We start from the raw sequence: 25,195 nt of genomic DNA on the forward strand, positions 1-25,195 counted from the left end.
GGCTCCGGAGCCGGGACTCCGCGGGGTCCTCTCACACCCGGCGGGGGCCCTCCGGTCCGATGCGGCTGCGGACGGCGGTCTGTACCTCGGCCTCCTCCGCCGGATCGGCGGCGAGGCGGCGCAGGCGTTCGACGACCCGCACGTCACCGGTCTCGGCGTGCCGGGCGGCGAGTTCGCGGGTGGTCTCCTCGCAGTCCCACAGGCACTCGACGGCGAAGCCGGTGGCGAAGGAGGGGTCGGTGGCGGCCAGGGCGCGGGCGGCCCGGCCGCGCAGGTGGGAGGAGGCGGTCTCGCGGTAGACGTGCCGCAGAACGGGGGCCGCGCAGTCGATGCCGAGGCGTCCGGCGCCGTCCACCAGGGTCCACAGGGTCGGCGCGTCGGGTCCCTCGCCGCGCACGGCCTCACGCAGGGCGGCGAGCACCAGGTCCTTGTCCTGTGCCCCGCCGTGGCAGGCGAGCATCCGGCCGGCGGCGGCGCCGAGCAGGTCGGGCCGGTGGACCCAGCCGCGCGCCCGCGTGACGGCGACGGCGCCGCGCATCCGTTCGAAGGCGGCGACGGCGGCCTCGGCGACGAGGGTGCCGCCGTCGGCGACGGCGGCCTCGACCAGGTCGAGGAGGGCGGGATCGCCCGCGTCGGCCAGATAACGCAGGGCGGTGCAGCGGGCGCCGTCGCCGCCGTGGCGGGCGGCGTGCACGATCTCGGGCCGGTCCTCGGGCCCGGCGACGGCGCTCAGGCAGCGCGCGGCGGGCACATGGAGGGCGGCGCCGCGGTCGAGGCCCTCCTGGGCCCAGTCGAACACGGCCCGCACGCTCCAGCCGGGGCGGGGCCCGGAGGGGCGGAGCTGCCGCTGCCAGCGGTCGAAGCTGCCGGCCTCCTGGGCGGCGCGCACCCGGGTGGCGACGGAAGGGCGGGGGTCCTCGGCCCACAGCCGCCAGGGCCGGGGTTCGAAGGCGTCGCGCACGGCGGCGGCGAGTTCGGCCTCGCCCTCGGGACCGGCCGGGAAGCGGGCGAGCACGGGGGCGGCGAGGGCGCGCAGCGCCTCGTCCTCGTCGCGCAGCGCCAGCTCGTCCAGGGCCCAGGCCCAGTTGCTGCCGATGGCCGCGTAACGGCGCAGCAGAGCGAGGGCGTCCCGCCTGCCGTAGGAGGCGAGGTGGCCGAGGACGGCGAGGGCGAGCCCGGTACGGGACTCCTCGGTGTCCAGGACGTCCTCGGGTTCGAAGAGGTGGGCCTCGACGGCGTCGAGCTCGCCGTTGAGGTCGAGGTAGAGGCGGGCGTAGTAGAGGGAGCGGTTCTCCACCTGCCAGTCGTGGCGTGGGTCGCGCAGCACGCAGTGGTTCAGTGCCTCGAGCGCCTCGGCGCGCGGGGCGGTGAGCGCGTGCAGTGTGCCGTCGCCGCGGCCCCGCTGGAGCAGGCCGAGCAGCGTACCGCTGGGCGCTATGACCGGATCGAACATGGGAAACAGCCTCACATCAAGCGTCGACGCAACCGGGGTGCAACCGTGGTGCCTGGGTTACCTGGCCGCGTGACAACACGTCGGAGCGCCCGCCGTCTCTTGCTTGCTGTGAACCATCTTCCTCTGCCTCTCGTCGGTGGCCCATGCGGACCGGTCACGGTCCGCGCGGTGCGGCAACACCTGCCCAGCCGTCGCGTCCGTGAATCACGACGTCATGATGGCTCGCTGGTCCTGCTGCCGCGACCGTATTTCCGGCGGCCCGGTGCCGCCTCCCCCGTCGTTCGGCGTCCTGTCGCGTCCGGGACGGCGCGGGCCGGTGCGGCCCTCGTCCCGAATGGCCAGGAGATTACCGTCAGTTGGCGCCGAAGAGCACGAGAAGTTCGGTCCGGCCGAACATCCGGGCGGTGTCGGCGGCGGACGGCGTGCCCTGGCTCGGGTCGGCGCCGGCGGCCAGCAGGACCTCGATCACCTGGCGCTCGTTCTTGAAGACCGCCCCCGCGAGGGGGGTCTGGCCGCGGTCGTTGACGCGGTCGGCCTCGGCGCCGCGCTCCAGCAGCGCGCGGACCGCGCCGGCGTGGCCGTGATAGGCGGCGAGCATCACGAGGGAGTCGCCGCGGTCGTTGGTGAGGTCGGCGGGGACGCCCGCGTCGACGTACGCGACGAGCTCCTCGGTGCGGCCCCGCCGGGCGAGGTCGAAGATCCTGGTCGCGAGCTCCACGACCTCCGGGTCGGGGGCTTCACTCATCGCCGCATCACCTTTCACTGCCTCCGTGGGGGGTGCCCGTGCGGCGGCCGTGGCGCGGCCGTACGGGTGAATCGCCAGCGTACTGGCTCGGCACGGCACATGACCTGCGCCCGCCGTGGCGAGGATCACCAGGAGCCGTCCGCCACGGGGCCGGGCCTCCCGCCCGGCACGATGCCGAGCAGAGGGGCGGAGGCGCCGGACACACACAAGCGGTGAAACGCCCGGAGATCACCCAGTTGCACCTTTTGTCATATGGATACATTCTGTGATCCTGGAAGAACTCATGGTGACCGTCCCCATCAACCAGGAGAGCTCAAATGATTCTGTCCATCTCAGGCGTGGTCCTGTTCGGCATCATCGTCTTCCTGTTCTTCAGGAAGGACGGCCTCAAGGCTTCCCACGCAACGGTCTCGGCCCTGTTCGGCTTCTACCTGGCGAGCACCGCGATCGCCCCCAGCATCAAAGCGGGCGGCGAGAGCCTGGCGAGCCTCCTCGGCGGAATCAATTTCTGACCCTCCCCTGACCGCCCCGTACCTCCAGGAGACGACGTGGCCCGCCGCCCCCTCCCCCGCATCCTCAAGCGAGGCAGCGCACGGCTCACCGGCACCGGTGCCGTACCGCTCGCCCGCGGCCGGGAGCTGGCCAGGACGGCGGCGGACGGCGCCACCGACGTCCTCCACCCGCTGATCACGGTCACCCGTGGACTGCGCCGGCTGGCCGCGGCCGGACGGCGCAGGTGGGCGGAGACACCGAAGGACCGGCGAGGACCGCTGGTCTTCCTCGTCCTCGCGGTGCTCCTGGTGGTGGGCCTCGCTCCGTACGGGCCGCTGCTCGCCCTCGTGGCACTGATGGCGGCGGCGGCCTGGCACGGCCGCGAGCAGGCGGTGCCGGTGGCGGAGGGCCCCGACGAGGCGCAGGCCGAGCGGCTGCGTGCGCTGTACGACGCGCTCGTCCCCTACTTCACGGCGGCCGGCGACCCCTCCCCCCTCTTCGGGCACGGGGGCGACTGGACGGCGGCCCTGTCCGGATACGAGTTCGACGAGGCGGGCCGGGTCTCCCGGCTGACCGTCCGCTACCCGGCGTACTTCACCGACGGCGAGCCCGAGTCGCGCGCCCGCATCGAGCAGGTGCTGCAGGCCAAGGCCGGCCGGGGGCGCGAATACCACTTCACGTGGGACGAGGAGGGCAACGAGTTGACGCTGTGCGTGCTGCCCCCGCTCCCCACCGACATCACCGCCCAGCGCTTCGTGACCGCGCCGGGCGAACTCGTGCTCGGTTTCACCGATCCCACCGGCGTCCAGCGCACCGTTCCCCTCGACTACGGCGAGGAGCGGCGCGACGAACCCCCGGTGGTGTGGCGCACCGGCCCGCGCTCCACGGAGCCGCACCTGCTGGCCGTCGGCGAGCCCGGCAGCGGCACCACGACCCTGCTGCGGTCCCTCGCCCTCCAGGCGCTCCAGCACGGCGACGTGCTGATCGTCGAGGGCGGCGGCACCGGCGAGTACGCCTGTCTGACGGGGCGCGACGGCGTGCTGGCGGTCGAGTGCGCGCTGGCGGGCGCGGTGGCGAGCCTGCGGTGGGCGACCCACGAGACGGAGCGCCGGCTGATCGCCGCGAACCGCGCCCGGCAGGCCGGGCAGCCCGCGCCGGACGACGTCAGACGCCCCCTGTGGATCTTCCTCGACCGGCCCGTCGCCCTCGGTCACCTGGCCGCGGCCGGCGGGCACGAGGACCCGCTGGCGCTGCTGCAGGTGCCGCTGCGGCACGGCCGCGCGGCGAACGTCACCGTGGTGGTGGCCGAACACGCCGAACACGCCAGACGCGCCGAGCACGCCGAGCACGCCGAATACACGGACGGCCTCGACGCGCTCCCGGAAGCGGTCCTGCGACACACCCGCGCCCGCGTGGTGCTGGGACCGGCCGCCGCCGACCTGCTCACGGCGGTCCTCGGCGCGCCGCCGCACACGACCCCCACCAAGGACGTCCCGCCCGGGCGGGGGTACGCCCGGCTCGGCGCCGGTCCGGTCCACCGGCTGCAGGTGCCGGCCACGCCGGACCCGTACGACGAGGCCACCGGCGAGCGGGAGCGCGAGGCGGTGCTGGCCCTGCTGCCGGCGCGCACGGAGGCCCCGGGGGCGGAGGAGGCCGGACGCCTCACCAAGGACTCCCGGTCCCGCGCGGCCTCGGAACCGGTGGCCGCGGAGGGGTGAGCGCGCCCGTCGTCCTCACGCCACGAAGGTCCGCGGCGGCTCCGTCGTCCCCGGCGCCCCGGTGCGGACCAGGTGCGCGGCGGCGGCCAGCCGGCTCGCCGCCTCCTGGGCCACCGCGCCGCCCACGGTGAACGGCAGCCGGACATAGCCCTCGAAGGCGCCGTCCACCCCGAAGCGGGGTCCCGAGGGGACCCGGACCCCGGCCCGCTCCCCCGCCTCCGCCAGTCGCGAACCGGACAGTCCGCCGGTGCGGACCCACAGGGTGAGGCCCCCGTGCGGCACCTCGAACTCCCAGTCGGGCAGCTCTCGGCGCACCGCCGCGACCAGGGCGTCGCGGTTCTCGCGGGCCTGGACGCACCGCTGAGCGACGGCCCGTTCCCAGCCTCCCGTGCTGAGCAGCCAGTTGACGGCGAGCTGTTCGAGGACGGGGGTGCCGAGGTCGGCGTAGGCACGGGCCGCGATCAGGCTGCGGATGACGTCGGGCGCGGCCCGCACCCAGCCGATGCGCATGCCCGCCCAGAACGCCTTGCTGGCGGAGCCGACCGTGATGACGGTCGAGCCCGCCGGGTCGAAGCCGCACACCGGGCGCGGCAGCGCGGTCCCCTCGTCGAGGACGAGCTCGCTCATCGTCTCGTCGACGACGACCACGGTGCCCGCCGAACGCGCCAGTTCCACCAGGCGGCGCCGCTGGTCCTCGTCGGCGAGCGCGCCGGTGGGGTTGTGGAAGTCGGCGACCACGTAGGCCAGTCGCGGCGCCGCCTCGCGCAGCACCTGCCGCCAGCGCTCCAGGTCCCAGCCGGTGAGCCCCTCGGCCATGGCGACGGGCACCAGCCGGGCCCCCGCCGCGCGCATCAACTGCAGGATGTTGGCGTAGGAGGGGGACTCCACCGCGATCCGCTCGCCGCGTCCCGCGAAGAGGTGGCAGATGGCGTCGATCGCGCCCATCGCGCCGGTGGTGACCATGATCTGCTCGGGCATGGTGGGGATGCCGCGCGCGGTGTAGCGCTCGGCGAGCATCGCGCGCAGCGCGGGCAGCCCGGCCGGGTAGTCGCCGTGCGTGTGGGCGTAGGGCGGCAGTTCCTCCAGGGCGCCCCGGACGGCGCGGGTGAGCCAGGGCTCGGGGGCGGGCAGCGCGGCGGTGCCGAGGTCGATGAGCGAGCCGAGCGCCTCGGGCGGCAGCGGTTCGAGGCCCCGCGCGGGCAGCGGGTTCCCCGCGGGCACGGCGGTCCAGCTCCCCGCTCCCCTGCGGGACTCCAGGAAGCCCTCGTTGCGCAGTGCCTCGTAGGCGGCGGCGACGGTGGTGCGGCTCACCGAGAGGGCCAGCGCGAGTTCCCGTTCGGCGGGCAGCCGGGCGGCGACCGGAACCCGGCCCTCCAGGACCAGCAGCCGGATGCCGTCGGCGAGGGCACGGTAGGCGGGCGGGCGGCGGGTGCCGGGACCGGCGGGCCGGTCCTGCTGGGAGCCGAGCTGCCGGGCGAGCTGAGCCGCGCCGACCGCGGACGTCCACTTCACCATGACAAGCGGTCCACCTTCCTGGAATTGGCCCTGGATGGTTCGATTCCCCGAGCCACAGAGTGGCACGCGCCGGTCCACTGCAACCACCCGGGGGCTTCCCTTGTCCGCCTCTTTGCCCGCTCCTTCCGATCCTCCCGTGGGTTCCGTCCCCTCCGAGCCGCCCCGTCGGCGTCTCGTGCGGCGGCTGACCCAGCTCTACGGCGGCCTCGCGCTGTACGGCGTGAGCTCCGCCCTGCTGGTCTCGGCGGGCCTCGGCATGGAGCCGTGGGGTGTGCTCCACCAGGGGCTGGCGAGGCGGTCCGGTCTCACCATCGGCGAGGTGACGATCGCCGTGGGCGTCGTGGTGCTGCTGCTGTGGATACCGCTGCGGCAGCGTCCGGGCCTCGGCACCGTCTCGAACGTCTTCGCGGTCGGCCTGGCCATGGACGCCACGCTGGCCGTGCTGCCCGCCACGCACGCGCTGTGGGCGCGGATCGCGCTGATGGCCGGCGGGGTCGTCCTCAACGGGCTGGCCACCGGCCTGTACATCGCCGCCCGGTTCGGGCCGGGTCCGCGGGACGGTCTGATGACGGGGCTGCACGCGCGGACGGGCCGGTCGATCCGGCTGCTGCGGACCTGCATCGAGGTCGCGGTCGTGGTGGCCGGATTCCTCCTCGGCGGCACGGTCGGCGTGGGCACCGTGCTGTACGCGCTGGCCATCGGCCCGCTGGCGCAGCTCTTCCTGCGGCTGTGCGCCGTCCCGGCCTCGCCCCGGGGAGGCACCGTCGTCGCCGCCGGTACCCCCCGGCGCGCCATACTGCGGCGGTGACCCCCGCGACACGCCACCCCTATCTCGACCACCGCGGCCCGCTCGCCTTCGCCCACCGGGGCGGGGCCGCCGACGGCCTGGAGAACACCGCCGCCCAGTTCCGGCGGGCGGTGGCGGCCGGCTACCGCTATCTCGAGACGGACGTGCACGTCACGGCCGACGGCCGCCTCGTCGCCCTGCACGACGCGACCCTGGACCGGGTCACGGACGGCGTGGGCCGGATCGCGGAGTTGCCCTGGTCGCAGGTGCGCCGGGCACGCGTGGCGGGCGGCGAGCCGGTCCCCCTGTTCGCGGACCTGCTGGAGGAGTTCCCCGAGGTCCGCTGGAACGTCGACTGCAAGGCGGAGTCCGCCTTGCTCCCGCTGCTCGACCTGGTCGGGCGGGCCGGGGCCTGGGACCGGGTGTGCCTCGGCTCCTTCTCCGAGGCCCGGGTGGCCAGGGCCCAGCGGCTGGCCGGACCCCGGCTCGCGACCTCGTACGGCACCCGTGGGGTGCTCGGGCTGCGGCTGCGCTCGTGGGGGCTGCCCGCCGCCGTGCGCCGTTCGGCGGTCGCCGTCCAGGTGCCCGAGCGGCACGGGCGCGTCCCCGTGGTCGACGCCCGGTTCGTGCGGAGCGCGCACGCGCGGGGACTGCAGGTGCACGTGTGGACGGTGAACGAGGCGGAGCGCATGCACCGCCTGCTGGACCTCGGCGTCGACGGCCTGATGACCGACCGTCTCGAGGTACTGCGCACGGTCCTCGAGGAACGGGGCGCCTGGACCTGAGCCCCCGCGGCGCGGCGTGTTTCCGCGCGCCGGGGGAACTCGTCGGCGACCGGATTTAGCGCTCCGGGGCAAAGGGCGGTAGTGTACGCGTTTGGCCTGCCAGGCGTACCGTTACTGCGCGTCAGAGAAGACGCAACGCTGGGTGACATCTGCGAGCAGATGTGACAAACCGGGCGCCGTTGGGTACTGCATGGGGAGACAAGGCTGCGGCTACGACGGCGACGCATGACCCGAAACGGGACACGGGACGGGAATCTTTACCGCCGACCGGACGTTGACCGGATGACGACGACAGCGACACCTGTCCTGTGGGCGACAAGCCCGGGAGGCACGATTCATGAGTGAGCGAGCTCTTCGCGGCACGCGCCTCGTGGTGACCAGCTACGAGACGGACCGCGGCATCGACCTGGCTCCGCGCCAGGCCGTGGAGTACGCATGCGAGAAGGGGCATCGATTCGAGATGCCCTTCTCGGTCGAGGCGGAGATCCCGCCGGAGTGGGAGTGCAAGGTCTGCGGGGCCCAGGCACTCCTGGTGGACGGTGACGGCCCGGAGGAGAAGAAGGCCAAGCCCGCCCGTACGCACTGGGACATGCTGATGGAACGGCGCACTCGCGAGGAGCTCGAAGAGGTCCTCGAGGAGCGGCTGGCCGTCCTGCGGTCCGGTGCGATGAACATCGCGGTCCATCCGCGCGACAGCCGCAAGTCCGCATGATCCCCACGGGGATCGGGCGGTAGCACAGCGGACACCACACGAGAGCGCGGGTGCCGTACGTGAGAACGTACGGCACCCGCGCTCTCGTGCGTGCGGCGTTCCCCGGGCTCAGGCCAGCCACTCGGCGGTGGCCGGCCGGGGCTCGCGGCAGGGGTGATCGCGCTCAGCCCGTGAGCGGCGGGCGGTCCTCGCCGCCGTCCCGGGGGCCGGGGCGGTCCTCCCTGATGACCTCGCCCTGGACCACCTTGCCGTCGGGCCGGTGCATCCGGGCCTGCTCGAAGGCGTCGCCGAAGGAGCCGGGGACGGTGGCGCGCAGTTTGCGGTCGATCGTGCGCTCCGTGTAGGCGCTCACGGCCTTCTGGACCGGCGGGACCAGCAACAGCAGGCCCACCGCGTCGGAGAGCAGGCCCGGCAGCATGAGCAGCAGACCGGCGAGCATCGTCAGGCCGTTGGCGCCCCCGCTCTGCGGGGGCGCGCCGCGCTGCAGGGACTCGCTGAGATTGCGGAAGGCCCGGCGCCCGGCCCGTTTGACCACCGCCGCGCCGCCCAGGAACCCGGCGAGCAGCAGCAGGAGCACGGCGATGCCCCCTGCCGCGTCCGCGACCAGCAGGAGCAGCCAGATCTCCAGCACCAGCCACGCGGCGAGGCCGAGCGGCAGGAAGGTGCGCAGGCGCGAGCGGCGGGGCCGGGCGGGGGCGGCGGGAGTCGAGGCACCAGACGTCATGGTTCCAGTGTGCCTGGGGCCTGCTCAGAACGGCGTAAGGGGGTGATCAGCCGGAGGACTTGGGCTCCGTGCGCTTGGTGAGCCGGCCGACCCGCTCCCCCACGCCCCAGGAGGTGACCCGCCACAGGGCCTCCACCAGGATGTCGCGGCTCATCTTGGAGTCGCCGAACTCCCGCTCGACGAAGGTGATGGGCACCTCGACCACGTGGTAGCCGGCCTTGACCGCGCGGCGGGCGAGGTCGACCTGGAAGCAGTAGCCCTGGGAGGCCACCTCGTCGAGGCCGAGGCCCTCCAGGGTCTCGCGGCGGAACGCGCGGTAGCCGCCGGTGATGTCGCGCAGCGGCAGGTCGAGGGCGAGCCGGGAGTAGAGGCTGCCGCCGCGGGAGATGATCTCGCGGGAGCGGGGCCAGTTGACGACACGGCCGCCGGGCACCCAGCGGGAGCCGAGCACCAGGTCCGCGTTCTTGAGCGCGGTGAGCAGCCGGGGCAGTTCCTCGGGCTGGTGCGAGCCGTCGGCGTCCATCTCGATCAGTACGCCGTAGTCGTGCTCCATGCCCCAGCGGAAGCCCGCGAGGTAGGCGGCGCCGAGGCCCTCCTTGCCCTTGCGGTGCAGCACCTGGACGTGGTCGTCCTCGGCGGCCAGTTCGTCGGCCAGCTTGCCGGTGCCGTCGGGGCTGTTGTCGTCGGCCACAAGGACGTGCGCCTCGGGAACGGCCTTGCGCACCCGGCCGACGATGGCCCGGATGTTCTCCGCCTCGTTGAAGGTGGGGATGATCACCAAGGCCGTGCCGAGCGGGCCGAACCGTCTTCCCTGGGCTCCCGCCTCGGGGGTCCCCTCGCCGTCGTTCACTGCATCCCCTTCATGTCCGTACGCAGGGCACCACCATAGTGGCCACTGCCTGGAAGGACGCGACAGCACAGGCCCACGGGGGTGTCGGCCGGACAGAAAGTGGGTAGGGGTGCGCGTCCTCAGGTGTCGTCCACCCGTTCCGGGCCGCTTCCGCGACCGTCGCGGGCAACGGGTTGGGGGCCCGGCGGCCCTTCGGGCCGACCTGGGAACCGCTGGCTGCGGATCGACCGAAAGCCGTTGTCTACTGAGCGGCCGGACCCCACCCGGGTCGCACCTGCCGGCCGGGCACGAAACATTCCCTCGCCGTGGCGCGGACGCTGGGCCTGGCTCCCGGTGGCGGCGCGCCGGGGGCGCGCCATCCCTGACCCAGCGGGCTCCGGCGACCTCTCGGACGTTCTCCGGCCGGACGTGACGGTGGTGGACCCGGCAGAACCTACCGGCCCCCGGCGGCTCACTGTCAACACCCGTCCCACCTGCGGCTTCGCGGTCCCGCCGCAGGTCAGCGGGGAGGAAACGCAGGTCGCGCCGCAGCGTGCGGGGCGGGCCGCGGCACCCGGGCGCCCGGGGAGATCACTCGCCCGGCCGTACGAACACCGTCCGCCCGCCGACCACGGTCCGCAGGCAGAGCGGCAGGTCGCGGCCGGGGGTGAGGGCGGGCAGGCCGGGGGTCCCGGAGCGGGGGTCGGTGGACCAGCGGGCGACCCTGTCGTCGGGGGCCTGGACGATCAGTTCCCCGGTGCGCCAGACGGCGTAGTCCGCGGGGGCGCCGGGCACCAGGACGCCCGCGTCGTCGCGGCCGACGGCCCGCCAGCCGCCCCGGGTGTGCGCCGTGAACGCGGCACGCACCGAGACGCGGTGTTCCGGGGTGCGGTGGAAGGCGGCCGCGCGGACCGTGCCCCAGGGGTCGAGCGGGGTGACGGGGCTGTCGGAGCCGAGCGCCAGGGGCACTCCGGCGCGCAGCAGGGCGGCGAAGGGGTTGAGGGTGCGGGCCCGTTCGGCTCCCAGTCGGTGCGCGTACATGCCGTCCTCGCCGCCCCACAGGGCGTCGAACGCGGGCTGCACGGAGGCGGTGAGGCCGAGTTCGGCGAAGGCGGCGACCGTCTCGGGGGTGAGCATCTCGGCGTGTTCGACGCGGTGCCGGGCGGCCCGCACGCGGGCGAGGCCGACCTTCTCGGCGGCGGCGCGGACGCCCTCGACCACCGTGGTGACGGCGGCGTCGCCGATGGCGTGGAACCCCGCCTGGAGGCCCGCCTCGGTGCAGGCCACGACGTGCGCGGCGACGGAGGCGGCGTCCAGGTGGGCGGTGCCGCGGTGGGCGGCGTCGGCGTACGGCTCGTGCAGGCAGGCGGTGTGCGAGCCGAGGGCGCCGTCGACGAAGAGGTCGCCGGCGGCTCCCCTGGCGCCCAGTTCGCGCGCCCTGGCCACGCCTTCCTCGCCCTGTTCGGCCCAGTAGCCCACCACGCGGGGGCCGGCTTCCTCGGCGGCGAGCCGGAGCAGTCCGGTGAAGTCCTCCTCGGAGGAGATCTCCGGGCCGCCGCACTCGTGGACCGAGCCGATGCCCAGCGAGGCCGCGTGGGCGAGTGCGGCGCGCTGGGCCTCGGTGCGCTGGGCGGACGTGAGCGCGCCCAGGGCGAGAGCGCGTACGGCGTGGTGGGCCTCGCCGGTGAGCGGGCCGTCGGCGTACCCGTCGAGGCCGGTGACACCGGGGGTCAGGTCGAGCAGGGCGGTGGTGACGACGGCGGAGTGGACGTCGATGCGGGAGAGGTAGAGCGGGCGGCCGCCGGCGGCCTCGTCGAGTTCGGCACGGGCCGGGGGCCGGCCCTGGGGCCAGCGGGCCGCGTCCCAGCCGTGCCCGAGCAGGACGCGGTCGGCGGGGTGGGCGGCGGCGAACGCGCGGACCAGGGCGAGGGCCGCGTCCAGGGTCGGGGCGGCGGACAGGTCGAGCCCGGTGAGGGCGAGGCCGGTGGCGGTGGTGTGGACATGTGCGTCGGTGAACGCGGGGGTGACGAGTGCGCCGTCGAGGTCGACGGTCTCGTCGACGCCGTCCGCGAAGGCGTCGGCGGCACCCTCGGAGCCGACCCAGGCGACCTTGCCGCGTTCGACGACCATCGCGGTCGCGAACGGGTCGGCGGGGCTGTGGACCTCGCCGCGGCGGAGGAGGACGGTCTGCGGGTCGGGGGTGCGCTCACTCATGCGTAACAGTGTCGCGCGGCCCCCGGACGGGGCGGACCTCGGGTGGCCGTCGGCGCACGCGGGCAGCGGCGGGTCAGATGCGGGGCGGGCGCGCCTCGTACGGAGTGGACAGGACGACCGTGGTGCGGGTGGAGACACCGGCCAGGGTCCGCACGCGGGCCAGCAGCTCCTCCAGTTCGTGCGGGGTGGCGACGCGCACCTTGAGGATGTAGTTCTCCTCGCCCGCGACGCTGTGGCAGGCCTCGATCTCGGGGACGTCGGCCAGCCGGTCCGCGATGTCGTCGGGAGCGCTGGGGTCGAAGGGCTTCACGGAGATGAACGCGGTCATCGGCAGTCCCACCGCCTCCGGGTCGACGACGGCGGCGTAGCCGCGGATGACCCCGCGCTGCTCCAGCCGGCGCACGCGCTGGTGCACGGCCGACGTGGACAGGCCCGTGGCCTTGCCCAGGTCGGTGTAGCTCATCCGCCCGTCCTTGACGAGCAGCTGCACGATCTGTCGGTCCAGCTCCTCCATGGCGCAAGAACCTACAGTGCCGCCGATCACCCGGGACAGCTCGGCGGCGCAGGTCATGCCGGTTCGTGACCTGCGCCGGGTCCGGTACGCGCGGGCGGGCGTGTCCCGGACGGAACCTCGTCACGGCATCTGCGGGCGGCATGTGACGAACGCCACAATTCCCGGACAGGCTTCGTGATGTCCTCGTGATTACCCGGCGGGCGGGGCGGGAAGTGCTTGCTGTGGTCGAGGCCGTAGCGCCTGATCGGCCCAGCCCTAGGGGGAGAATCCCATGCAGAGTGTGAAGCGCCCTGGCCGTTCCGTGCCCAAGCGGCTCAAGTCCGTGAGCGAGCCCGAGCCGGAGGGCGTCGAACCGGACGACGAGTTCGACGCGTACGACACGTTCGAGATGTACCGGGTCGTCTGCCCGGACTGCGCGCAGCCCATCGCGCTGCTCGCCGACGAGGAGGTCCTGCCCGAGCACGCGCTGTGCGCCTCGCCGTGGAACCCCTTCGGACTCACCGTGTGCGCCGGCACGGGCCGCCCGGCGGACGAGGCCCGCCCCGCGGACGAGTCCCTGCGGCCGCAGCAGCAGGAGACGGCTCTCCTGCTGACCCTGCCCCAGGGCCTCGACTGGCGCACGCAGCCCTTCTCCCACGTCGGAGGCCCGGGCTCCCGCCCGATCAGCGTCCCGTCGATGCGCCGAGAGGCCGCCTGACCGCCGTACCGCGGCGGGGACGGAACCAGGTACCGCCCGTACAGGTGAGGTGACCCGTACGGGCCCGGTGGTGGACACACGGGCGAATGTCCGGGGCGGTGACCCGGCCGTCCGCTCGCGCGTTTGCCCGGTATGACCCCCACGTCCTCAGTGACCGGCCATCGCCGACGGGTGTTTCTGCCGGTCCCGGCCGCATCGGTTCCGCCTGCCCCTCCTCAGCCGCAGGACCCTCCCATCTACCGCGCCCTGATCCGCGCCTGGGCCGACCGCGGCCGCACCCTCCCCGGCCGCCACGACCCGGAGTGGACCCGTCTGACGGCGCCCCCGCGCAGCACGGCCCCGGGCGCCTACGAGGCAACGTGGGTTCCCCCGGCCGTCCCGCGCGAGCCCGGGGGCACGGTGCACGGCTCGGGGCGGGTACGGCAGCCCGAACCGGCCGCCGTTCCGCCGCGTTCCTGACGGCTCCGTTCGCCCCGGGCACGAGCGGCCCCGCCCGGTGCCGTCTCAGTCGCGCGCGCCCGCGCCCCGCCGCGCCGCGGCGGGCGCCGGATGCGCGGGCTCCAGTTCCTCGATGGCCCGCAGTGTGCCCCCGAGCATCTTCGCCAGCAGCTCCCGCAGCCTCTCCCGGGGCAGTCCGGGGCGGTCGATCCAGTCGAGGGTCGCGCCCTCGACGCTGCACAGCCAGGCGAGCAGTCCCATGCGCGCGAGCGGGGCGATCCGCCCGGGGCCGTAGGCGCCCTCGGCGATCGCCTGGATCATGGCCTCGCGGACACCGTCCCGGATCTCCTGGACCTGGGCGTCGAAGCCGACGCCGCCGCTGACGATCGCGCGGTACGCGGCCTGGTTGTGCTCGGCGTAGCGGAGATAGCCGTCGAGGGTACGGTGCAGCCGTTGCGTGGGCGGCAGGTCCTGCCCCTCGGCGGCGCGCGTGACCAGGCCGGCGACCGAGTCCTCGATGATCGCCAGGTAGTAGCCGCGTTTGGACTCGAAGTAGTAGTAGATCAGCCCCTTGGCCACCTGCGCGTGACGGGCGATGTCGTCCATCGAGAGCGCGTCGTAGGACGTGTCGGAGAACAACGTGCGGCCGATGGCGATGAGTTCGGCGCGACGCGCCACGGAACGGTCGGTCCCGCGCGCCCGGGGGCGTGCGGTGTCGCGCTGCTGACTGTGCGTCAATTTCGGCCCATGTCTGAAGCGGTCGGGCGGGACAGCGGCAGTATGGCAGAGCCACCCCGCCCGCATGTTCGACTCCGATCACCGGACCACGATCGGGGGCCGGTTCGCCGCGCGGCGCTCCCTTGGACCGGAGCGGGCCGAGCTGCGCTCGGAGCGGGCCCAGTCGCGTGGACAGCGGGCCGAGTCACGTGGACAGCGGGCCGCGCCGCGTTCAGAGCAGGCCGAGTTGCGTGACGAGCATCGCGAGGACGACGACGAGCGTCCAGCCGAGGACGTGCTCGAGGTGGGCGGGGCGCTCGTCCTTCGGCCCGCCGGTGCGGGCGTGCGGGCGGGCGGCGGCGGCGGCGGCAGACAGTGCGGTCATGGCTTCTCGCAGGTGATTTCTTCGTGCGGCGGACACGGACTTTCCCCCCACCGTGCAGTCCACCATGCCACCGGATGCGGCGGGCGCTGCCGAGAGCTTGCTCACAGGCCGCGCCCGCCGGCCGCGTGGCGCCGGCCCGCCCCCGCGGTCAGCCCTGCCAGGAGGGCAGCATCGACAGCGCCCGGGAGCGCTGGGCGACGAGCGCCTCGTACGTTCCGTCGCGCTCGGCGAAGCGGTGCCCGAGGACCCCCTCGACGAGGATCTCGCGCGGGGTGGGCTCCTGCGCCAACAGGTCCATGACCTCGCCGAGGTAGTCGTCGAGCGGCAGTGCGTTCGGGTTCACCTTCTCCTGGCCCGCCGAGGCGACGGCGGGCGGGACGAGTTCGACGACGTCGACACCGGTGCCCTCGAGCTGGGCGCGCAGTGCCTCGGAGTAGGCGTGCACGGCGGCCTTCGAGGCGGCGTAGCCGGGCATGGGCGGGAAGGGCAGGAACGCGATGCCGGAGGTCACGGTGACGAAGGTGCCGGCGCCCCGTCCGACCAGGTGCGGGGTGAAGGCGTCGAGGACCCGGACGGTGCCGAGGAGGTTGGTCTCGACGGTCGTCCGGGTCGTCTCGAAGTGCGCGGGGTCGCGCAGGTCCTCCATGACCATGACGCCGGACATCGTCACGACGGTGTCCAGTTCCGGGTACCGGGCGAGCACGGTGTCCCGGGCCCCGGCGACGGACGTGTCGTCGGTGACGTCGAGGACGACCGTGCCGAAGCCCTCCGCGGCGAGTTCCTCAAGAGCGCTCGGGTTGCGGCCGGCGACGGCCACGGTGCCGCCGGCCGCGGCGAAGCGGCGGGCGAGCCCGCGTCCGATGCCGGAGGTGCCGCCGACGACGAGAACGGTGCGGTCGGAGAGATCCACGGGATCCTCCCTTTCGTGCGGGGCGCCACCCGCCGGGGGCGGTGGCGCGAGGGGTTCGGTACGGGGGCCGTCCATCCGGGACGGACGGCACGGAACGAGTCTGGGCGGGCCGCCCCGGAGGTGGCAGAGCCCTCGTTCTCCCTGGTCCCGACAGGGCCCCCCTCGTGGCCCGCACCCGGCGTTACCGTGTCGGTATGGGTGGCACGAAGGACGAGGAATCCGGCAATCGGCTCGGCGCGTATCTGCGCGCCCGGCGCGAGCTGGTCACCCCCGAGCAGGCGGGACTGCCGCCCGGTGGCACCCGGCGGGTGCCCGGGCTGCGCCGCGAGGAGGTCGCCCTGCTCGCCGGGATCAGCCCGGACTACTACCTGCGCCTGGAACGGGGCCGGGACCGCAACCCCTCCTCCCAGGTCCTCGAGTCCCTCGCCCGCGTCCTGCGGCTCGACGAGGTGGAGCGGACGTATCTGCTCGGCCTCACGGCCGCACGCCCGCGCGCCGCGCGGCCCCGGCGGCCCGAGCGGGTGCCGGCCCGGGTGCACGAGCTGCTCGCGCACCTGACGATTCCCGCGTTCGTCGAGGGGCGCGCCTTCGACGTCCTGGCGTCCAACCCGATGGCCGTGGCGCTCTCGCCCCGGCTGCGGCCCGGTGAGAACCGGCTGCGCTCCCTGCTCCTCGACCCCGAGGAGCGGGCCTTCCAACGGGACTGGGAGAAGGCGACCGCCGGCATCGTGGCCGCCCTGCGCACCACCGTCGGGGACGACACCGACAACCCGCGGTTCGTCGAACTCGTGGGCGAACTGGCCCTGTCCAGTCCGCGGTTCCGCACCCTGTGGGCCCGGCACGACGTGCGCACCCTGGAGGGCGGCACGGCCACGGTCGACCACCCCACGGTCGGTGAACTGCGCCTGCACCGCGACAAACTGCCCGTCGGCGGGGTTCTCCTTGTCCTCTACTACCCGGACAAGGACAGCGACAGCGACGAGAAGCTGCGGCTCCTCGCCTCCCTGTCGGCCACGCGCACCCCGCGGGCCGCCGAAGCCGGGTCCGCCGACGCGGAGTCCGCCGGGCCGACGCCCTAGCGGGCCGGAGTGATACCGCCGGAATCCTTTGGCGGGTTGCCCCGAAGGGGATATTGGCGACATCCGGCGTGAACCCCGCGTCAATCGCTGCACGTAGCGCACAGCGTCGAGAAGCAATCGCCGGTCGATCCCGCACACCCTGACGAGGGGTACCATCTGGCGGATACGCGCCCGCCCGAGTGGCGCTCGCCCCGATATCCTCCGCACCGGCCCTCGGGGGCCATCTCCCCTGATTTCACGGTGCAGTTGGCCTTGGGTGATCATGGTAACGTCCTCATTCGAAAGGACAGTGCCACCTGAAAGGGAAATCGTGAACACGGAGAAAATCGCCACTCGCCGTCTCTCGCTCGAAGAGGTGACGAAGCTCGGCGTGAAGGACAGAATCTTCGTTTCCGCCGACACGGCCGAGCTCAAACTTCCCGACTGCTATGTCCCTGCCTTTCTGACCAAGCCCGGTGAGGATTTCGAGGGCGGCGCGATCACGGCGCGCACCATATTCCAGGAAGAAGTCACCTGCCTTCCGGACGACGAGAACGAAGCCGGAATCCACGTGGCCGACGAGAACGGCTCGGAGACCGTCGAGGTCCTCCAGTCCGCCGGTGTCGTACTGGACTTGGCGCTTTTCGTCCCTGGCGGGGACAAGGGGTCGCTCAGTGCCCTCTACGCCGCGGCCCGGCAGGCGTTCGGCGCCGACATCGTGCAGATCTGGCGGCAGGGCCTCAAGGAGGTCCCCGACGTGAAGGTCGACATCTTCGAGGAGCAGGTTCCCCGGGGACGCAAGGGAGGCGACAACCCCAAGCGTGACCGTCGCGCGATCGACACCTACCCCACCCGCGCGGACTTCATCGAGTTCTCGGCGGGGTGGAAGCCGGTCGTCGAGGTGCACAAGCCGGTCGTCGACGACACCCCGACCATCTGAGGCGGTCATATCGGGACGTCCGCCACGCCCGTACCCTCCGGCACGCCGATCGACCGGTGTCCCCTCCCGCGAGAGATCTCGTGGAGGGCACACCGGTCGATCGGTCGACGGCGGACCCGATCGGGACGGCGGACCCGATCGGGACGGGAATCTCACTCAGGCCGGCGTGCCTCGGCGGCGCACCTGGTCCTCACACCCCCACGCTCGCGAGAGCGCGCTGTGCCTCCGGCGTCGGACGGGCCGGGAAGTACAGATAGCAGACCCCGCCGGAACCACCCTTGACCTGGCCGTTGGCGTCGTAGCGCTTGGTGCGCAGCCAGATGTTCTCGAATTCGCGGCGCCGGTAGACGCGGCGCACCTCGGCGTCGCCGGGCGCGGCGGGGTCGTTGGCGATGACGTCACCCTCGGCGGTGAAGCCGATCACGGTCATCAGGTGTCCCGCGGTGCCGTAACCGGCGCCCGTCAGCTCCTCCTTGAGGAAGGACTGCGAGGTGATGACCGGGATGCCCGCGGCGACCAGCGTCTCGACGTCGTTGAGCGAGGTCAGCCGGGTCACCACCCCCTGCATGTCCGGGTAGGTCGCCGCATAGGCCGCGTTGAAGGGCCAGTTGCCACAGCCCTCGTACTGGTGGTCGAAGGTGTAGCGGGCCGCGTGGCAGACCTGGGGATCGGCGTACGACGGGTCCACCCAGGCGAGTTGCCCGGCCGTCGGCCTTCGGCCCCAGTACTCGATGATCATCTGCGAGGAGGTGGGGCTGCACCAGGCCTCGCCGCCGTTGTCGTACTGCGGGTACTGGCCCTTGTGGATCTCCTGGGAGTAGCGCGGGACCCGGAGTTCCCCGGCGTACCCCGGCGTGGAGGCCGGCACCGTGAAACGGTCGGGGACGTCCGAGCCCATGGCGCCGAGCCGCCACACGGTGGGCGTCTTCTCGGTGCCGGGCGCACGGTACAGGGTGAGGCGCAACCGGTAGGAGGCGAGGCGCAGCCCGCTCGCGGCGTCGTCGACGGCGAGGGTGTCGGTCCAGACGCTGCTCCTGCCGTCGCTCTGGTCGTCCACGGAGGTGCGGCGGATGTCCTCGTCGCCGGCCGCCCAGCGCCCCATCACGTACCAGGGGGTGTCGGTGCCGTCGGAGTAGCGGGCCGAGACCTCGGTCTGGATCCAGGTGCCGGCCGGGGTCCGCGCGTTCCAGGAGGCGATGAGCTCGGTGGCGGGCACGGCCAGGGTGTGGGCCCGGGAGGTCCAGGTGGCGTACTCCCAGGCGGAGGTCCGGCCGGTGTGCGGGTCGGTGTAGTCGGTGCGGCCCGCGGGGGCGTCGAGCACCAGGCCGGGGCGGACACCGGCGAGGACGCGGGTGCCCTTGGCCGTGCCGGAACGCCAGTCGGTGACGGAGGTCCAGGCGTGATGGTCCACGGTGGGTGCGGGCTTCGTTCTCGTCGGACGGTGGAAGGGGGCGGCGGCCACGGGGGCCGTCGCGCCGGCCGCGGCGGCGACGGCCACCGCGGCGGTGAGGAGGGTACGGCGGGAGGGCTGGGAAGATCCGGTCATGTGTGTCTACCCCCGAGTGTCCTTGGGTCCTTGGACGGTGGTGGGACGCGAGTGGGCCAACTATGGCCGCCGCGGCGGGACGCCTGCCAGCATTCCGGCGCTTCGGCGCGCCACCACTATTGGTCTCGACCTCCGGCAGGAGAGGATGGTCCCGTCAATCTCTGCCGGTACTCGGCGTTCGGGGCTCGTCATTCAGCAGCTCGTTTCCTCGGTGCGCCGCACACCGCCCTCGTGCGGGGACGTGCGGCTCCTCGGCGTGGACGGGCACGCGGGGTCCGGGAAGAGCACGTTCGCGGGGCGACTGGCCGAGGCACTGGGCGGGGCACCGGTGCTGCACCTCGACGACATCGCCACCCACGCGGAACTCTTCGACTGGACGGGGCGGCTGCTGCGCGAGGTCCTCGCACCGCTGCGCGAGGGCCGCACGGCGCACTACCGCCCGTACGACTGGCGTGCGCGCCGCTTCGGACCGGCGCGCGCGCTGCCGCCCGCTCCCGTGGTGCTGCTCGAGGGGGTCGGCGCCGGACGCCGGGCCCTGCGCCCGCATCTGGCGCTGCTGCTGTGGATGGAGCTGCCGGCCGAGGAGGCCTGGCGGGCCGGCCGGGAGCGGGACGGCGAGGAGCAGCGGGAGTTCTGGGACGGTTGGATCCCGGCGGAGCGCCGGCACTTCGCCGAGGACCCCTCACGACCGCACGCCGATCTGCTGGTGCGGCGGACGCGCGAGGGGATCCGGTCCGGGTCCGGGTCCGCGGCCGGCACCGGAGCCGGGTCCGAAGCCGCGTCCGTGTCCGGGTCCGAATCCGCGTCCGGCGAAAAATATCTGGTGCTGCCGGGGCCCGCGGGGACCTGGTGACAGGGGATTCCCTCACGGAGGGTGACGGATCGTCAGCGGTGTGCTGATTCAGTGAAGGGCCAGCTCATCGACGTGTGCGCCCGGCCCTCCGCACCGCTTGACCGGGGCGCCGCACACGTCCTACGTTGCCCATGTGCGGTTCCGCGGAGCCGCCCTCGCGCGCGAAGCCCCCGGTTGTTCCCCCGTGATCGGGGGCTTCGTCCTGTCCGCGGGCGCCTTGCCGTGTGCCGAGCGACGCCCCGCGCTCACTCACCGTCACCGGCGCGTGTGCGCCCCCGTGCTCCCACCTCGTCCGAAGGCCCCGACGGCACCCTTCGGCGGGCGGCTGCCCCGCAGGTACGATGCCCTCGGCGTGACCGGGCCCGCCTGGTCGCACCACTGCAACTCCGGTCCGCGGTACAGCGGTTCGAGGACTGCCGACGGGCACCTGCCCGGCGGTGAACCATCGGGGGCACGGTTTGTGGGGGACGTGATGGACTTCGGCACGCAGGGCCCCGAGGCTCCGGCCGACCTCGCCTGGCTGCGCGGCGTGGACGCCTACACCATGGGCGCCTACCCACAGGCGGAGGAGGAGTTCCGGGCCGCGGTACGGATGGACCCCGGGATGGCGGACGGCTGGCTCGGCCTGCACGCGCTGCGCGTCGACACGACGACCGCCCTGCTGCGGATGTTCCACCACCGGGAGCGCTTCGGGGAGCAGCGGGCCCGGCACCGGCGCACCTTCAACTCCTGGTACTGGCTGGGCTGGTGGGTGCAGCCGGTGCTGGAGAGCCCCCGCGATCTGCTGCTCGCCCACGCCTCGCACTGGCTGGACGGGCGGCACGTGCCCGAACTCGACCGGGCCCTCGCGGGGCTGCCGCCCATCGACACCGACCCCCAGGTCCGCTTCCTGCACGCCTGCCGGGCCTATCTGGTCAAGGACTGGGAGCAGCTGGTCCGGCACACCGACCCGCTGATCGACGACACCCTCCTCGGCATCGAGGCGGGGTTGTTCGGCGGCATGGCGCGGGTGCGGCTGGAGATGTTCGGGCAGGCCGAGCCGCTGCTGTCGGCCGCGCTGATGCGGTGCCGCAGCGAGCAGCCGCAGCGCAAGGAACTGCGGTACTGGCTCGCGCGGGCACATGAGGGCACGGGCCGTTCGGCGGCCGCGCTGCCCCTGTACCGGGCGGTGCACCGGGTGGACCCGGCGTTCATGGACACCTCGGCCCGGCTCGCGGCGATCTCCGAGGGGGACGGGTACGAGGACGCGACCGGTCTCGCGGCGATCACGCTCGCCGGCCTCGGCCAGGACCTGCTGGACGGCCCGGACGGACTCGACGCCGCCGACCCGCTGTACGGCGCCGGCGCGGAGGGCTGGGACCTGCGGACCGCCCCCGAGCCCGAGCCGCCCACCGTTCCGGCCGCCCCGGTCGTCGCGGCGCCGGCCGCCGACGCGGCCCGGGAACGGACCGGAACGGGCACGTCCTCGCTGCCGGCCGGGCCCACCGATTCCGCGCTGCTGGCGCAGGCACTCGCCGAGCTGGAGCGGATGGTCGGCCTGGAGCCGGTGAAACGCCAGGTCAAGGCGTTGTCGGCGCAACTCAACATGGCGCGGCTGCGGGCCGGTCAGGGGCTGCCCGTGCAGCCGCCGAAGCGGCACTTCGTCTTCTCGGGTCCCTCCGGCACCGGGAAGACGACGGTGGCGCGCATCCTCGGCCGGGTGTTCTACGCGCTCGGGCTGCTCGGCGGCGACCACCTGGTGGAGGCGCAGCGGGCGGACCTCGTAGGCGAGTACCTCGGGCAGACGGCCGTGAAGGCCAACGAGCTGATCGACTCGGCGATCGGCGGTGTCCTCTTCGTCGACGAGGCGTACGCCCTGTCCAATTCCGGCTACGGCAAGGGCGACGCGTACGGCGACGAGGCGCTGCAGGTGCTGCTGAAGCGGGCGGAGGACAACCGGGACCACCTGGTGGTCATCCTCGCCGGGTACCCGGAGGGCATGGACCGGCTGCTGGCCGCCAATCCCGGGCTGTCCTCGCGGTTCACCACACGGGTGGACTTCCCCTCGTACCGGCCGCTGGAGCTGACGTCCATCGGGGAGGTGCTGGCGGCGGAGAACGGCGACGTCTGGGACGAGGAGGCGCTGGACGAGCTGCGCTCGATCGCCGGGCACGTCGTCGACCAGGGATGGATCGACGAACTGGGCAACGGGCGGTTCCTGCGCACGCTGTACGAGAAGAGCTGTGCCTACCGGGACCTGCGGCTGAGCACGTATCCCGGGGCCCTGTCCCGGGACGACCTCGCCACGCTGCGGCTGCCGGACCTGATGCAGGCGTACGGGGAGGTCCTGTCCGGGCGGAGCCCGCAGGATCCGTCCGCGCTGTAGGACGTCACGGCCCTCACCGGGAGGGCGTGCGCGGGGACGGCGGAGTGTCCGCCGCCCCCGCCGTCCCTCACACCGCGGGTGCCTTCGCCCCTTCCGGGGCGAGCCGGTGCGCCGGGTCCCGCACCTCGCCGACCAGCAGTTCCAGGACGTCCTCCAGGGCGACGAGGCCCAGCACCCGGCCGGAGGCGTCCGCCACCTGCGCCAGGTGGGTCGCGGCCCGCCGCATCACCGTCAGGGCGTCGTCCAGCGGCAGTTCGGCGGCCAGGGTGGTCATCGGCCGCCACACGTGCTGGGGTACCGCCCGCTCGGACTCCTCGAGGTCGAGGACATCCTTCACGTGCAGATAGCCCATGAAGGCACCGGTCTCGGCGGCGACGGGGAACCGGGAGTACCCGGTCCGGGCCGTCAGCGCCACGATCTCCCCCGGGGTGACCGCGGGGCGCACCGTCACCAGCGAGGCGCGGTCCAGGAGGACGTCTGTGACCGGGCGGGAGCCCAGTTCCAGCGCGTCCTCCAGGCGCTCCTGCTCCTCCGGGTCGAGCAGTCCGGCCTGGCCGGAGTCCTCGACGAGCTGGTTGAGCTGCTCGCTGGTGAAGACCGCCTCGACCTCGTCCTTGGGCTCCACCCGGAACATCCTGAGGACGAGCCGGGCGCAGGCGCTGAGGAAGACCGTGACCGGCCTGCACAGGCGGGCGAAGGCGACCAGGCCGGGACCGAGCCACAGCGCGGCCTTCTCGGGTGCCGCCATCGCGAGGTTCTTCGGCACCATCTCGCCGATGACGAGGTGGAAGAAGACCACGGCGGCGAGCGCGATCACGTAGCCGAGGGGATGGACCATGCCCTCGGGGATCCGGACCGCGGCGAAGAGGGGCTCCAGCAGGTGCGCCACGGTGGGTTCCGCGACGGCGCCGAGGGTGAGCGAGCAGACCGTGATGCCGAACTGGGCGGCCGCCATCATCTGCGGCAGCCGCTCCAGCCCCTGGAGCACCTGACGCGCCCGGGCGGTGCCGAGCGGCTCGATCTGGCTGCGCCGCACGGAGACCAGGGCGAACTCGGCCCCGACGAAGAACCCGTTCGTGAGCACCAGGAGCGCGGCGAACAGGAGTTGGACGACGCTCATCGCACGGCCTCCGCCTGGGAACCGCTGCGGGCGGGCCGTCCTGCGCGCCCGGACGTGTCCGCGTCGCCGTCCGGTACGGCTTCGCGGCCGGTCGCGGCGGTGCCGCCGCGGCGCTCCGCCGTCTGCGCCGCGCCGCCGGGGACGGCGTGCGGCAGCACGGTCCCGGTGCCCGGGCCGGGCGCCGCGGTCATGCTCCAGGGCGCGGCCGCCGGGGCCGGAGCCGAGGAGCCGCCGGGCGCGGACGCCTGTGCCGCCGCCGGGCGGGCCGGGGCGGACGCGGCGGGCGCGGTGCGCGGGGCCGGCGGGGAGGAGGCCGCGTGGGTCTCGACTGCCGGATCCGTGCGGGTCAGGCGGACCCGCTCGGCGTGGTAGTGGTCGACCTGCCGGACGGTCAGCCGCCAGCCGGGGAGGTCCGTGCGGTCGCCGGGGGCGGGGATGCGTCCCAGGAGGTCGGCGACGAGGCCGGCCACCGTCTCGTACGGCCCCTCCGGCGCGTCGAGGCCGATGCGCCGCAGCACGTCGACCCGCAGCCCGCCGTCGACGTCCCAGGAGGGGCGTCCGTCCTCGGGCGGGGCGACGGCGAGCTCGGGCAGGTCGAGGCCGTCGTGCTCGTCGCGCACCTCGCCGACGAGTTCCTCGACGATGTCCTCCAGGGTGACCACGCCCGCCGTGCCGCCGTACTCGTCGACGACGACGGCGATGGGCTGCTCGCTGCGCAGCCGCGTCAGCAGCGGCCGCACCGGCAGGGTCTCGGGGACCAGGACCGGCGGCTGGGCGATCCGGCCGACGGTGGTGCGCAGCCGGTCGTGCACGGGCACGGCGAGCGCGTCCTTGAGGTGCACCATGCCGACGATCTCGTCGATCTTCTCCCGGTAGACGGGGAAGCGGGACAGTCCGGTGGCGCGGGTCAGGTTGACCACGTCCTCGGCGGTCGCGGAGGACTGCAGGGCACTGACCTTCACGCGCGGGGTCATCACGTGCTGGGCGGTGAGGTCGCCCAGCGACAGCGTGCGCACGAACAGGTCGGCCGTGTCCTGCTCCAGCGTGCCGGCCTGCGCGGAGTGGCGGGCCAGCGAGACCAGCTCGCCGGGGGTGCGGGCGGAGGCCAGTTCCTCGGCCGGTTCCACGCCCAGGGCCCGAACGAGCCGGTTGGCGACGGTGTTGAGCGCCGAGATCACCGGGCGGAACAGGCGGGCGAAGACGTGCTGCGGGCCCGCGACGAAGCGGGCGACCTGCAGCGGCCGGGACACCGCCCAGTTCTTCGGGACGAGCTCGCCGATCACCATCTGTATCGCGGAGGCCAGCAGCATGCCGACCACGACCGCGAGGGGGGAGAGCACTCCCTCGGGCAGGCCGAGGGCGGCCAACGGGCCGCGCAGCAGTTCGGCCAGCGCCGGTTCGGCGAGCATGCCGACGACGAGGGAGGTGATGGTGATGCCGAGCTGGGTGCCGGAGAGCTGGAACGAGAGTTGCTTGAGCGCCTCGACGACCGTGCGTGCGCGCCGGTCGCCCTCGGCGGCGGCCTTCTCGGCCTCGGCCCGCTCCACGGTGACCAGACCGAATTCGGCGGCCACGAAGAAGCCGTTGGCAAGGATCAGTACGAAGGCCGCTGCGAGGAGCAGCAGGGGGATGGTCATGATGCCGCCGCCCGAGCACGCGCGCGGAACGGGTCCGCGCT

The 25,195-nt window shown here is 73.8% G+C and carries 22 protein-coding genes and 1 pseudogene; 10 read left to right on the forward strand and 13 right to left on the reverse strand.

Annotated features, from left to right (window positions below):
• Window positions 1–31: 31 nt before the first annotated feature.
• Both OHB09_RS05265 and OHB09_RS05270 read right to left on the reverse strand, forming a co-directional pair.
• On the reverse strand, window positions 32–1,453 hold the full coding sequence (locus OHB09_RS05265; RefSeq protein WP_006141521.1) for a hypothetical protein: 1,422 nt from the start codon (window positions 1,451–1,453) through the stop codon (window positions 32–34).
• A gap of 352 nt (window positions 1,454–1,805) precedes the next feature.
• Window positions 1,806–2,198, reverse strand: a complete 393-nt coding sequence (locus OHB09_RS05270) for an ankyrin repeat domain-containing protein (protein WP_006141522.1) — start codon at window positions 2,196–2,198, stop codon at window positions 1,806–1,808.
• 317 nt (window positions 2,199–2,515) lie between these two features.
• Between OHB09_RS05270 and OHB09_RS05275 the strand changes: the two genes are divergently transcribed.
• Together OHB09_RS05275 and OHB09_RS05280 are read left to right on the forward strand one after the other, a co-directional pair.
• The gene (locus tag OHB09_RS05275) at window positions 2,516–2,710 is read left to right on the forward strand and encodes a hypothetical protein (protein ID WP_006141523.1); all 195 of its coding nucleotides are present in this window, start codon (window positions 2,516–2,518) and stop codon (window positions 2,708–2,710) included.
• A gap of 36 nt (window positions 2,711–2,746) precedes the next feature.
• A complete protein-coding gene (locus OHB09_RS05280) occupies window positions 2,747–4,408 on the forward strand; it encodes a hypothetical protein (protein ID WP_191854463.1) in 1,662 nt (553 codons plus the stop codon).
• 15 nt (window positions 4,409–4,423) lie between these two features.
• Here OHB09_RS05280 and OHB09_RS05285 read toward each other — a convergent pair whose 3' ends face one another.
• Window positions 4,424–5,923: an SCO1417 family PLP biosynthesis transcription factor gene (locus tag OHB09_RS05285; RefSeq protein ID WP_328921668.1), complete on the reverse strand. Its 1,500-nt coding sequence runs from the start codon at window positions 5,921–5,923 to the stop codon at window positions 4,424–4,426.
• A 136-nt stretch (window positions 5,924–6,059) separates the two neighbouring features.
• Between OHB09_RS05285 and yczE the strand changes: the two genes are divergently transcribed.
• The 3 genes from yczE to OHB09_RS05300 all read left to right on the forward strand — a co-directional run bounded on the left by yczE (window position 6,060) and on the right by OHB09_RS05300 (window position 8,207).
• Window positions 6,060–6,731 (forward strand): membrane protein YczE, encoded by a 672-nt coding sequence (gene yczE, locus OHB09_RS05290; RefSeq protein WP_167793518.1) that lies wholly within the window; start codon window positions 6,060–6,062, stop codon window positions 6,729–6,731.
• Entirely contained in the window at window positions 6,728–7,495 is a 768-nt protein-coding gene (locus OHB09_RS05295) for a glycerophosphodiester phosphodiesterase (RefSeq protein WP_191854461.1), read from the forward strand. Before yczE ends, OHB09_RS05295 begins: the two co-directional genes overlap by 4 nt.
• 337 nt (window positions 7,496–7,832) lie before the next feature.
• On the forward strand, window positions 7,833–8,207 hold the full coding sequence (locus OHB09_RS05300; protein ID WP_003977404.1) for an RNA polymerase-binding protein RbpA: 375 nt from the start codon (window positions 7,833–7,835) through the stop codon (window positions 8,205–8,207).
• Between the two features lie 163 nt (window positions 8,208–8,370).
• On the opposite strand, the gene fxsA is transcribed toward OHB09_RS05300, so the two are convergent.
• From fxsA to OHB09_RS05320, 4 genes are all read right to left on the reverse strand, one after another.
• On the reverse strand, window positions 8,371–8,931 hold the full coding sequence (gene fxsA, locus OHB09_RS05305) for an FxsA family membrane protein (RefSeq protein ID WP_167793517.1): 561 nt from the start codon (window positions 8,929–8,931) through the stop codon (window positions 8,371–8,373).
• 46 nt (window positions 8,932–8,977) lie between these two features.
• Window positions 8,978–9,781, reverse strand: a complete 804-nt coding sequence (locus tag OHB09_RS05310; protein WP_006141529.1) for a polyprenol monophosphomannose synthase — start codon at window positions 9,779–9,781, stop codon at window positions 8,978–8,980.
• Between the two features lie 570 nt (window positions 9,782–10,351).
• Window positions 10,352–11,974, reverse strand: a complete 1,623-nt coding sequence (locus OHB09_RS05315; protein WP_328921669.1) for an amidohydrolase — start codon at window positions 11,972–11,974, stop codon at window positions 10,352–10,354.
• 73 nt (window positions 11,975–12,047) lie between these two features.
• Entirely contained in the window at window positions 12,048–12,488 is a 441-nt protein-coding gene (locus OHB09_RS05320; RefSeq protein WP_234527817.1) for an Lrp/AsnC family transcriptional regulator, read from the reverse strand.
• A 271-nt stretch (window positions 12,489–12,759) separates the two neighbouring features.
• Here OHB09_RS05320 and OHB09_RS05325 point away from each other — a divergent pair, with 271 nt between their 5' ends.
• A complete protein-coding gene (locus OHB09_RS05325; RefSeq protein WP_006141532.1) occupies window positions 12,760–13,185 on the forward strand; it encodes a hypothetical protein in 426 nt (141 codons plus the stop codon).
• 504 nt (window positions 13,186–13,689) lie between these two features.
• Here OHB09_RS05325 and OHB09_RS05330 read toward each other — a convergent pair.
• The 3 genes from OHB09_RS05330 to OHB09_RS05340 form a co-directional block, all read right to left on the reverse strand.
• The gene (locus tag OHB09_RS05330) at window positions 13,690–14,361 is read right to left on the reverse strand and encodes a TetR/AcrR family transcriptional regulator (RefSeq protein ID WP_040895996.1); all 672 of its coding nucleotides are present in this window, start codon (window positions 14,359–14,361) and stop codon (window positions 13,690–13,692) included.
• A 211-nt stretch (window positions 14,362–14,572) separates the two neighbouring features.
• Window positions 14,573–14,725, reverse strand: a complete 153-nt coding sequence (locus OHB09_RS05335; protein ID WP_328921670.1) for an SCO1431 family membrane protein — start codon at window positions 14,723–14,725, stop codon at window positions 14,573–14,575.
• A gap of 148 nt (window positions 14,726–14,873) precedes the next feature.
• Window positions 14,874–15,635, reverse strand: coding sequence for an SDR family oxidoreductase (locus OHB09_RS05340; RefSeq protein WP_328921671.1), 762 nt, complete (start codon window positions 15,633–15,635; stop codon window positions 14,874–14,876).
• A 194-nt stretch (window positions 15,636–15,829) separates the two neighbouring features.
• On the opposite strand from OHB09_RS05340, the gene OHB09_RS05345 reads away from it, so the two are divergent.
• Complete coding sequence (locus OHB09_RS05345) at window positions 15,830–16,714, forward strand: helix-turn-helix domain-containing protein (RefSeq protein ID WP_006141537.1); 885 nt, start codon at window positions 15,830–15,832, stop codon at window positions 16,712–16,714.
• Window positions 16,715–17,024: 310 nt separating this feature from the next.
• Window positions 17,025–17,633 (forward strand): hypothetical protein, encoded by a 609-nt coding sequence (locus OHB09_RS05350; protein WP_006141538.1) that lies wholly within the window; start codon window positions 17,025–17,027, stop codon window positions 17,631–17,633.
• 190 nt (window positions 17,634–17,823) lie between these two features.
• On the opposite strand, the gene OHB09_RS05355 is transcribed toward OHB09_RS05350, so the two are convergent.
• Window positions 17,824–19,179, reverse strand: coding sequence for a peptidase C39 family protein (locus OHB09_RS05355; protein WP_328921672.1), 1,356 nt, complete (start codon window positions 19,177–19,179; stop codon window positions 17,824–17,826).
• Between the two features lie 145 nt (window positions 19,180–19,324).
• Between OHB09_RS05355 and OHB09_RS05360 the strand changes: the two genes are divergently transcribed.
• Both OHB09_RS05360 and OHB09_RS05365 read left to right on the forward strand, forming a co-directional pair.
• The gene (locus OHB09_RS05360) at window positions 19,325–20,032 is read left to right on the forward strand and encodes a uridine kinase family protein (protein ID WP_319119294.1); all 708 of its coding nucleotides are present in this window, start codon (window positions 19,325–19,327) and stop codon (window positions 20,030–20,032) included.
• A gap of 472 nt (window positions 20,033–20,504) precedes the next feature.
• Complete coding sequence (locus OHB09_RS05365; protein ID WP_006141542.1) at window positions 20,505–22,397, forward strand: AAA family ATPase; 1,893 nt, start codon at window positions 20,505–20,507, stop codon at window positions 22,395–22,397.
• 67 nt (window positions 22,398–22,464) lie between these two features.
• Here OHB09_RS05365 and OHB09_RS05370 read toward each other — a convergent pair whose 3' ends face one another.
• Entirely contained in the window at window positions 22,465–23,517 is a 1,053-nt protein-coding gene (locus tag OHB09_RS05370) for a hemolysin family protein (RefSeq protein ID WP_006141543.1), read from the reverse strand.
• A 311-nt stretch (window positions 23,518–23,828) separates the two neighbouring features.
• A pseudogene (locus OHB09_RS05375) lies at window positions 23,829–25,154 on the reverse strand (hemolysin family protein); the annotation flags it as partial.
• Window positions 25,155–25,195: the final 41 nt, after the last annotated feature.

Source organism: Streptomyces griseoaurantiacus (assembly GCF_036189845.1).
Classification (GTDB): Bacteria; Actinomycetota; Actinomycetes; order Streptomycetales; family Streptomycetaceae; genus Streptomyces; species Streptomyces griseoaurantiacus.

What these genes read in the sequence shown, in the direction of transcription:
- OHB09_RS05265 (WP_006141521.1), bottom strand. Translation starts at nt 1,453, where the DNA reads ATGTTCGATCCGGTCATAGCGCCCAGCGGTACGCTGCTCGGCCTGCTC.
- OHB09_RS05270 (WP_006141522.1), bottom strand. Translation starts at nt 2,198, where the DNA reads ATGAGTGAAGCCCCCGACCCGGAGGTCGTGGAGCTCGCGACCAGGATC.
- OHB09_RS05275 (WP_006141523.1), top strand. Translation starts at nt 2,516, where the DNA reads ATGATTCTGTCCATCTCAGGCGTGGTCCTGTTCGGCATCATCGTCTTC.
- OHB09_RS05285 (WP_328921668.1), bottom strand. Translation starts at nt 5,923, where the DNA reads ATGGTGAAGTGGACGTCCGCGGTCGGCGCGGCTCAGCTCGCCCGGCAG.
- OHB09_RS05300 (WP_003977404.1), top strand. Translation starts at nt 7,833, where the DNA reads ATGAGTGAGCGAGCTCTTCGCGGCACGCGCCTCGTGGTGACCAGCTAC.
- fxsA (WP_167793517.1), bottom strand. Translation starts at nt 8,931, where the DNA reads ATGACGTCTGGTGCCTCGACTCCCGCCGCCCCCGCCCGGCCCCGCCGC.
- OHB09_RS05315 (WP_328921669.1), bottom strand. Translation starts at nt 11,974, where the DNA reads ATGAGTGAGCGCACCCCCGACCCGCAGACCGTCCTCCTCCGCCGCGGC.
- OHB09_RS05320 (WP_234527817.1), bottom strand. Translation starts at nt 12,488, where the DNA reads ATGGAGGAGCTGGACCGACAGATCGTGCAGCTGCTCGTCAAGGACGGG.
- OHB09_RS05325 (WP_006141532.1), top strand. Translation starts at nt 12,760, where the DNA reads ATGCAGAGTGTGAAGCGCCCTGGCCGTTCCGTGCCCAAGCGGCTCAAG.
- OHB09_RS05335 (WP_328921670.1), bottom strand. Translation starts at nt 14,725, where the DNA reads ATGACCGCACTGTCTGCCGCCGCCGCCGCCGCCCGCCCGCACGCCCGC.
- OHB09_RS05345 (WP_006141537.1), top strand. Translation starts at nt 15,830, where the DNA reads ATGGGTGGCACGAAGGACGAGGAATCCGGCAATCGGCTCGGCGCGTAT.
- OHB09_RS05355 (WP_328921672.1), bottom strand. Translation starts at nt 19,179, where the DNA reads ATGACCGGATCTTCCCAGCCCTCCCGCCGTACCCTCCTCACCGCCGCG.
- OHB09_RS05360 (WP_319119294.1), top strand. Translation starts at nt 19,325, where the DNA reads ATGGTCCCGTCAATCTCTGCCGGTACTCGGCGTTCGGGGCTCGTCATT.
- OHB09_RS05365 (WP_006141542.1), top strand. Translation starts at nt 20,505, where the DNA reads ATGGACTTCGGCACGCAGGGCCCCGAGGCTCCGGCCGACCTCGCCTGG.
- OHB09_RS05370 (WP_006141543.1), bottom strand. Translation starts at nt 23,517, where the DNA reads ATGAGCGTCGTCCAACTCCTGTTCGCCGCGCTCCTGGTGCTCACGAAC.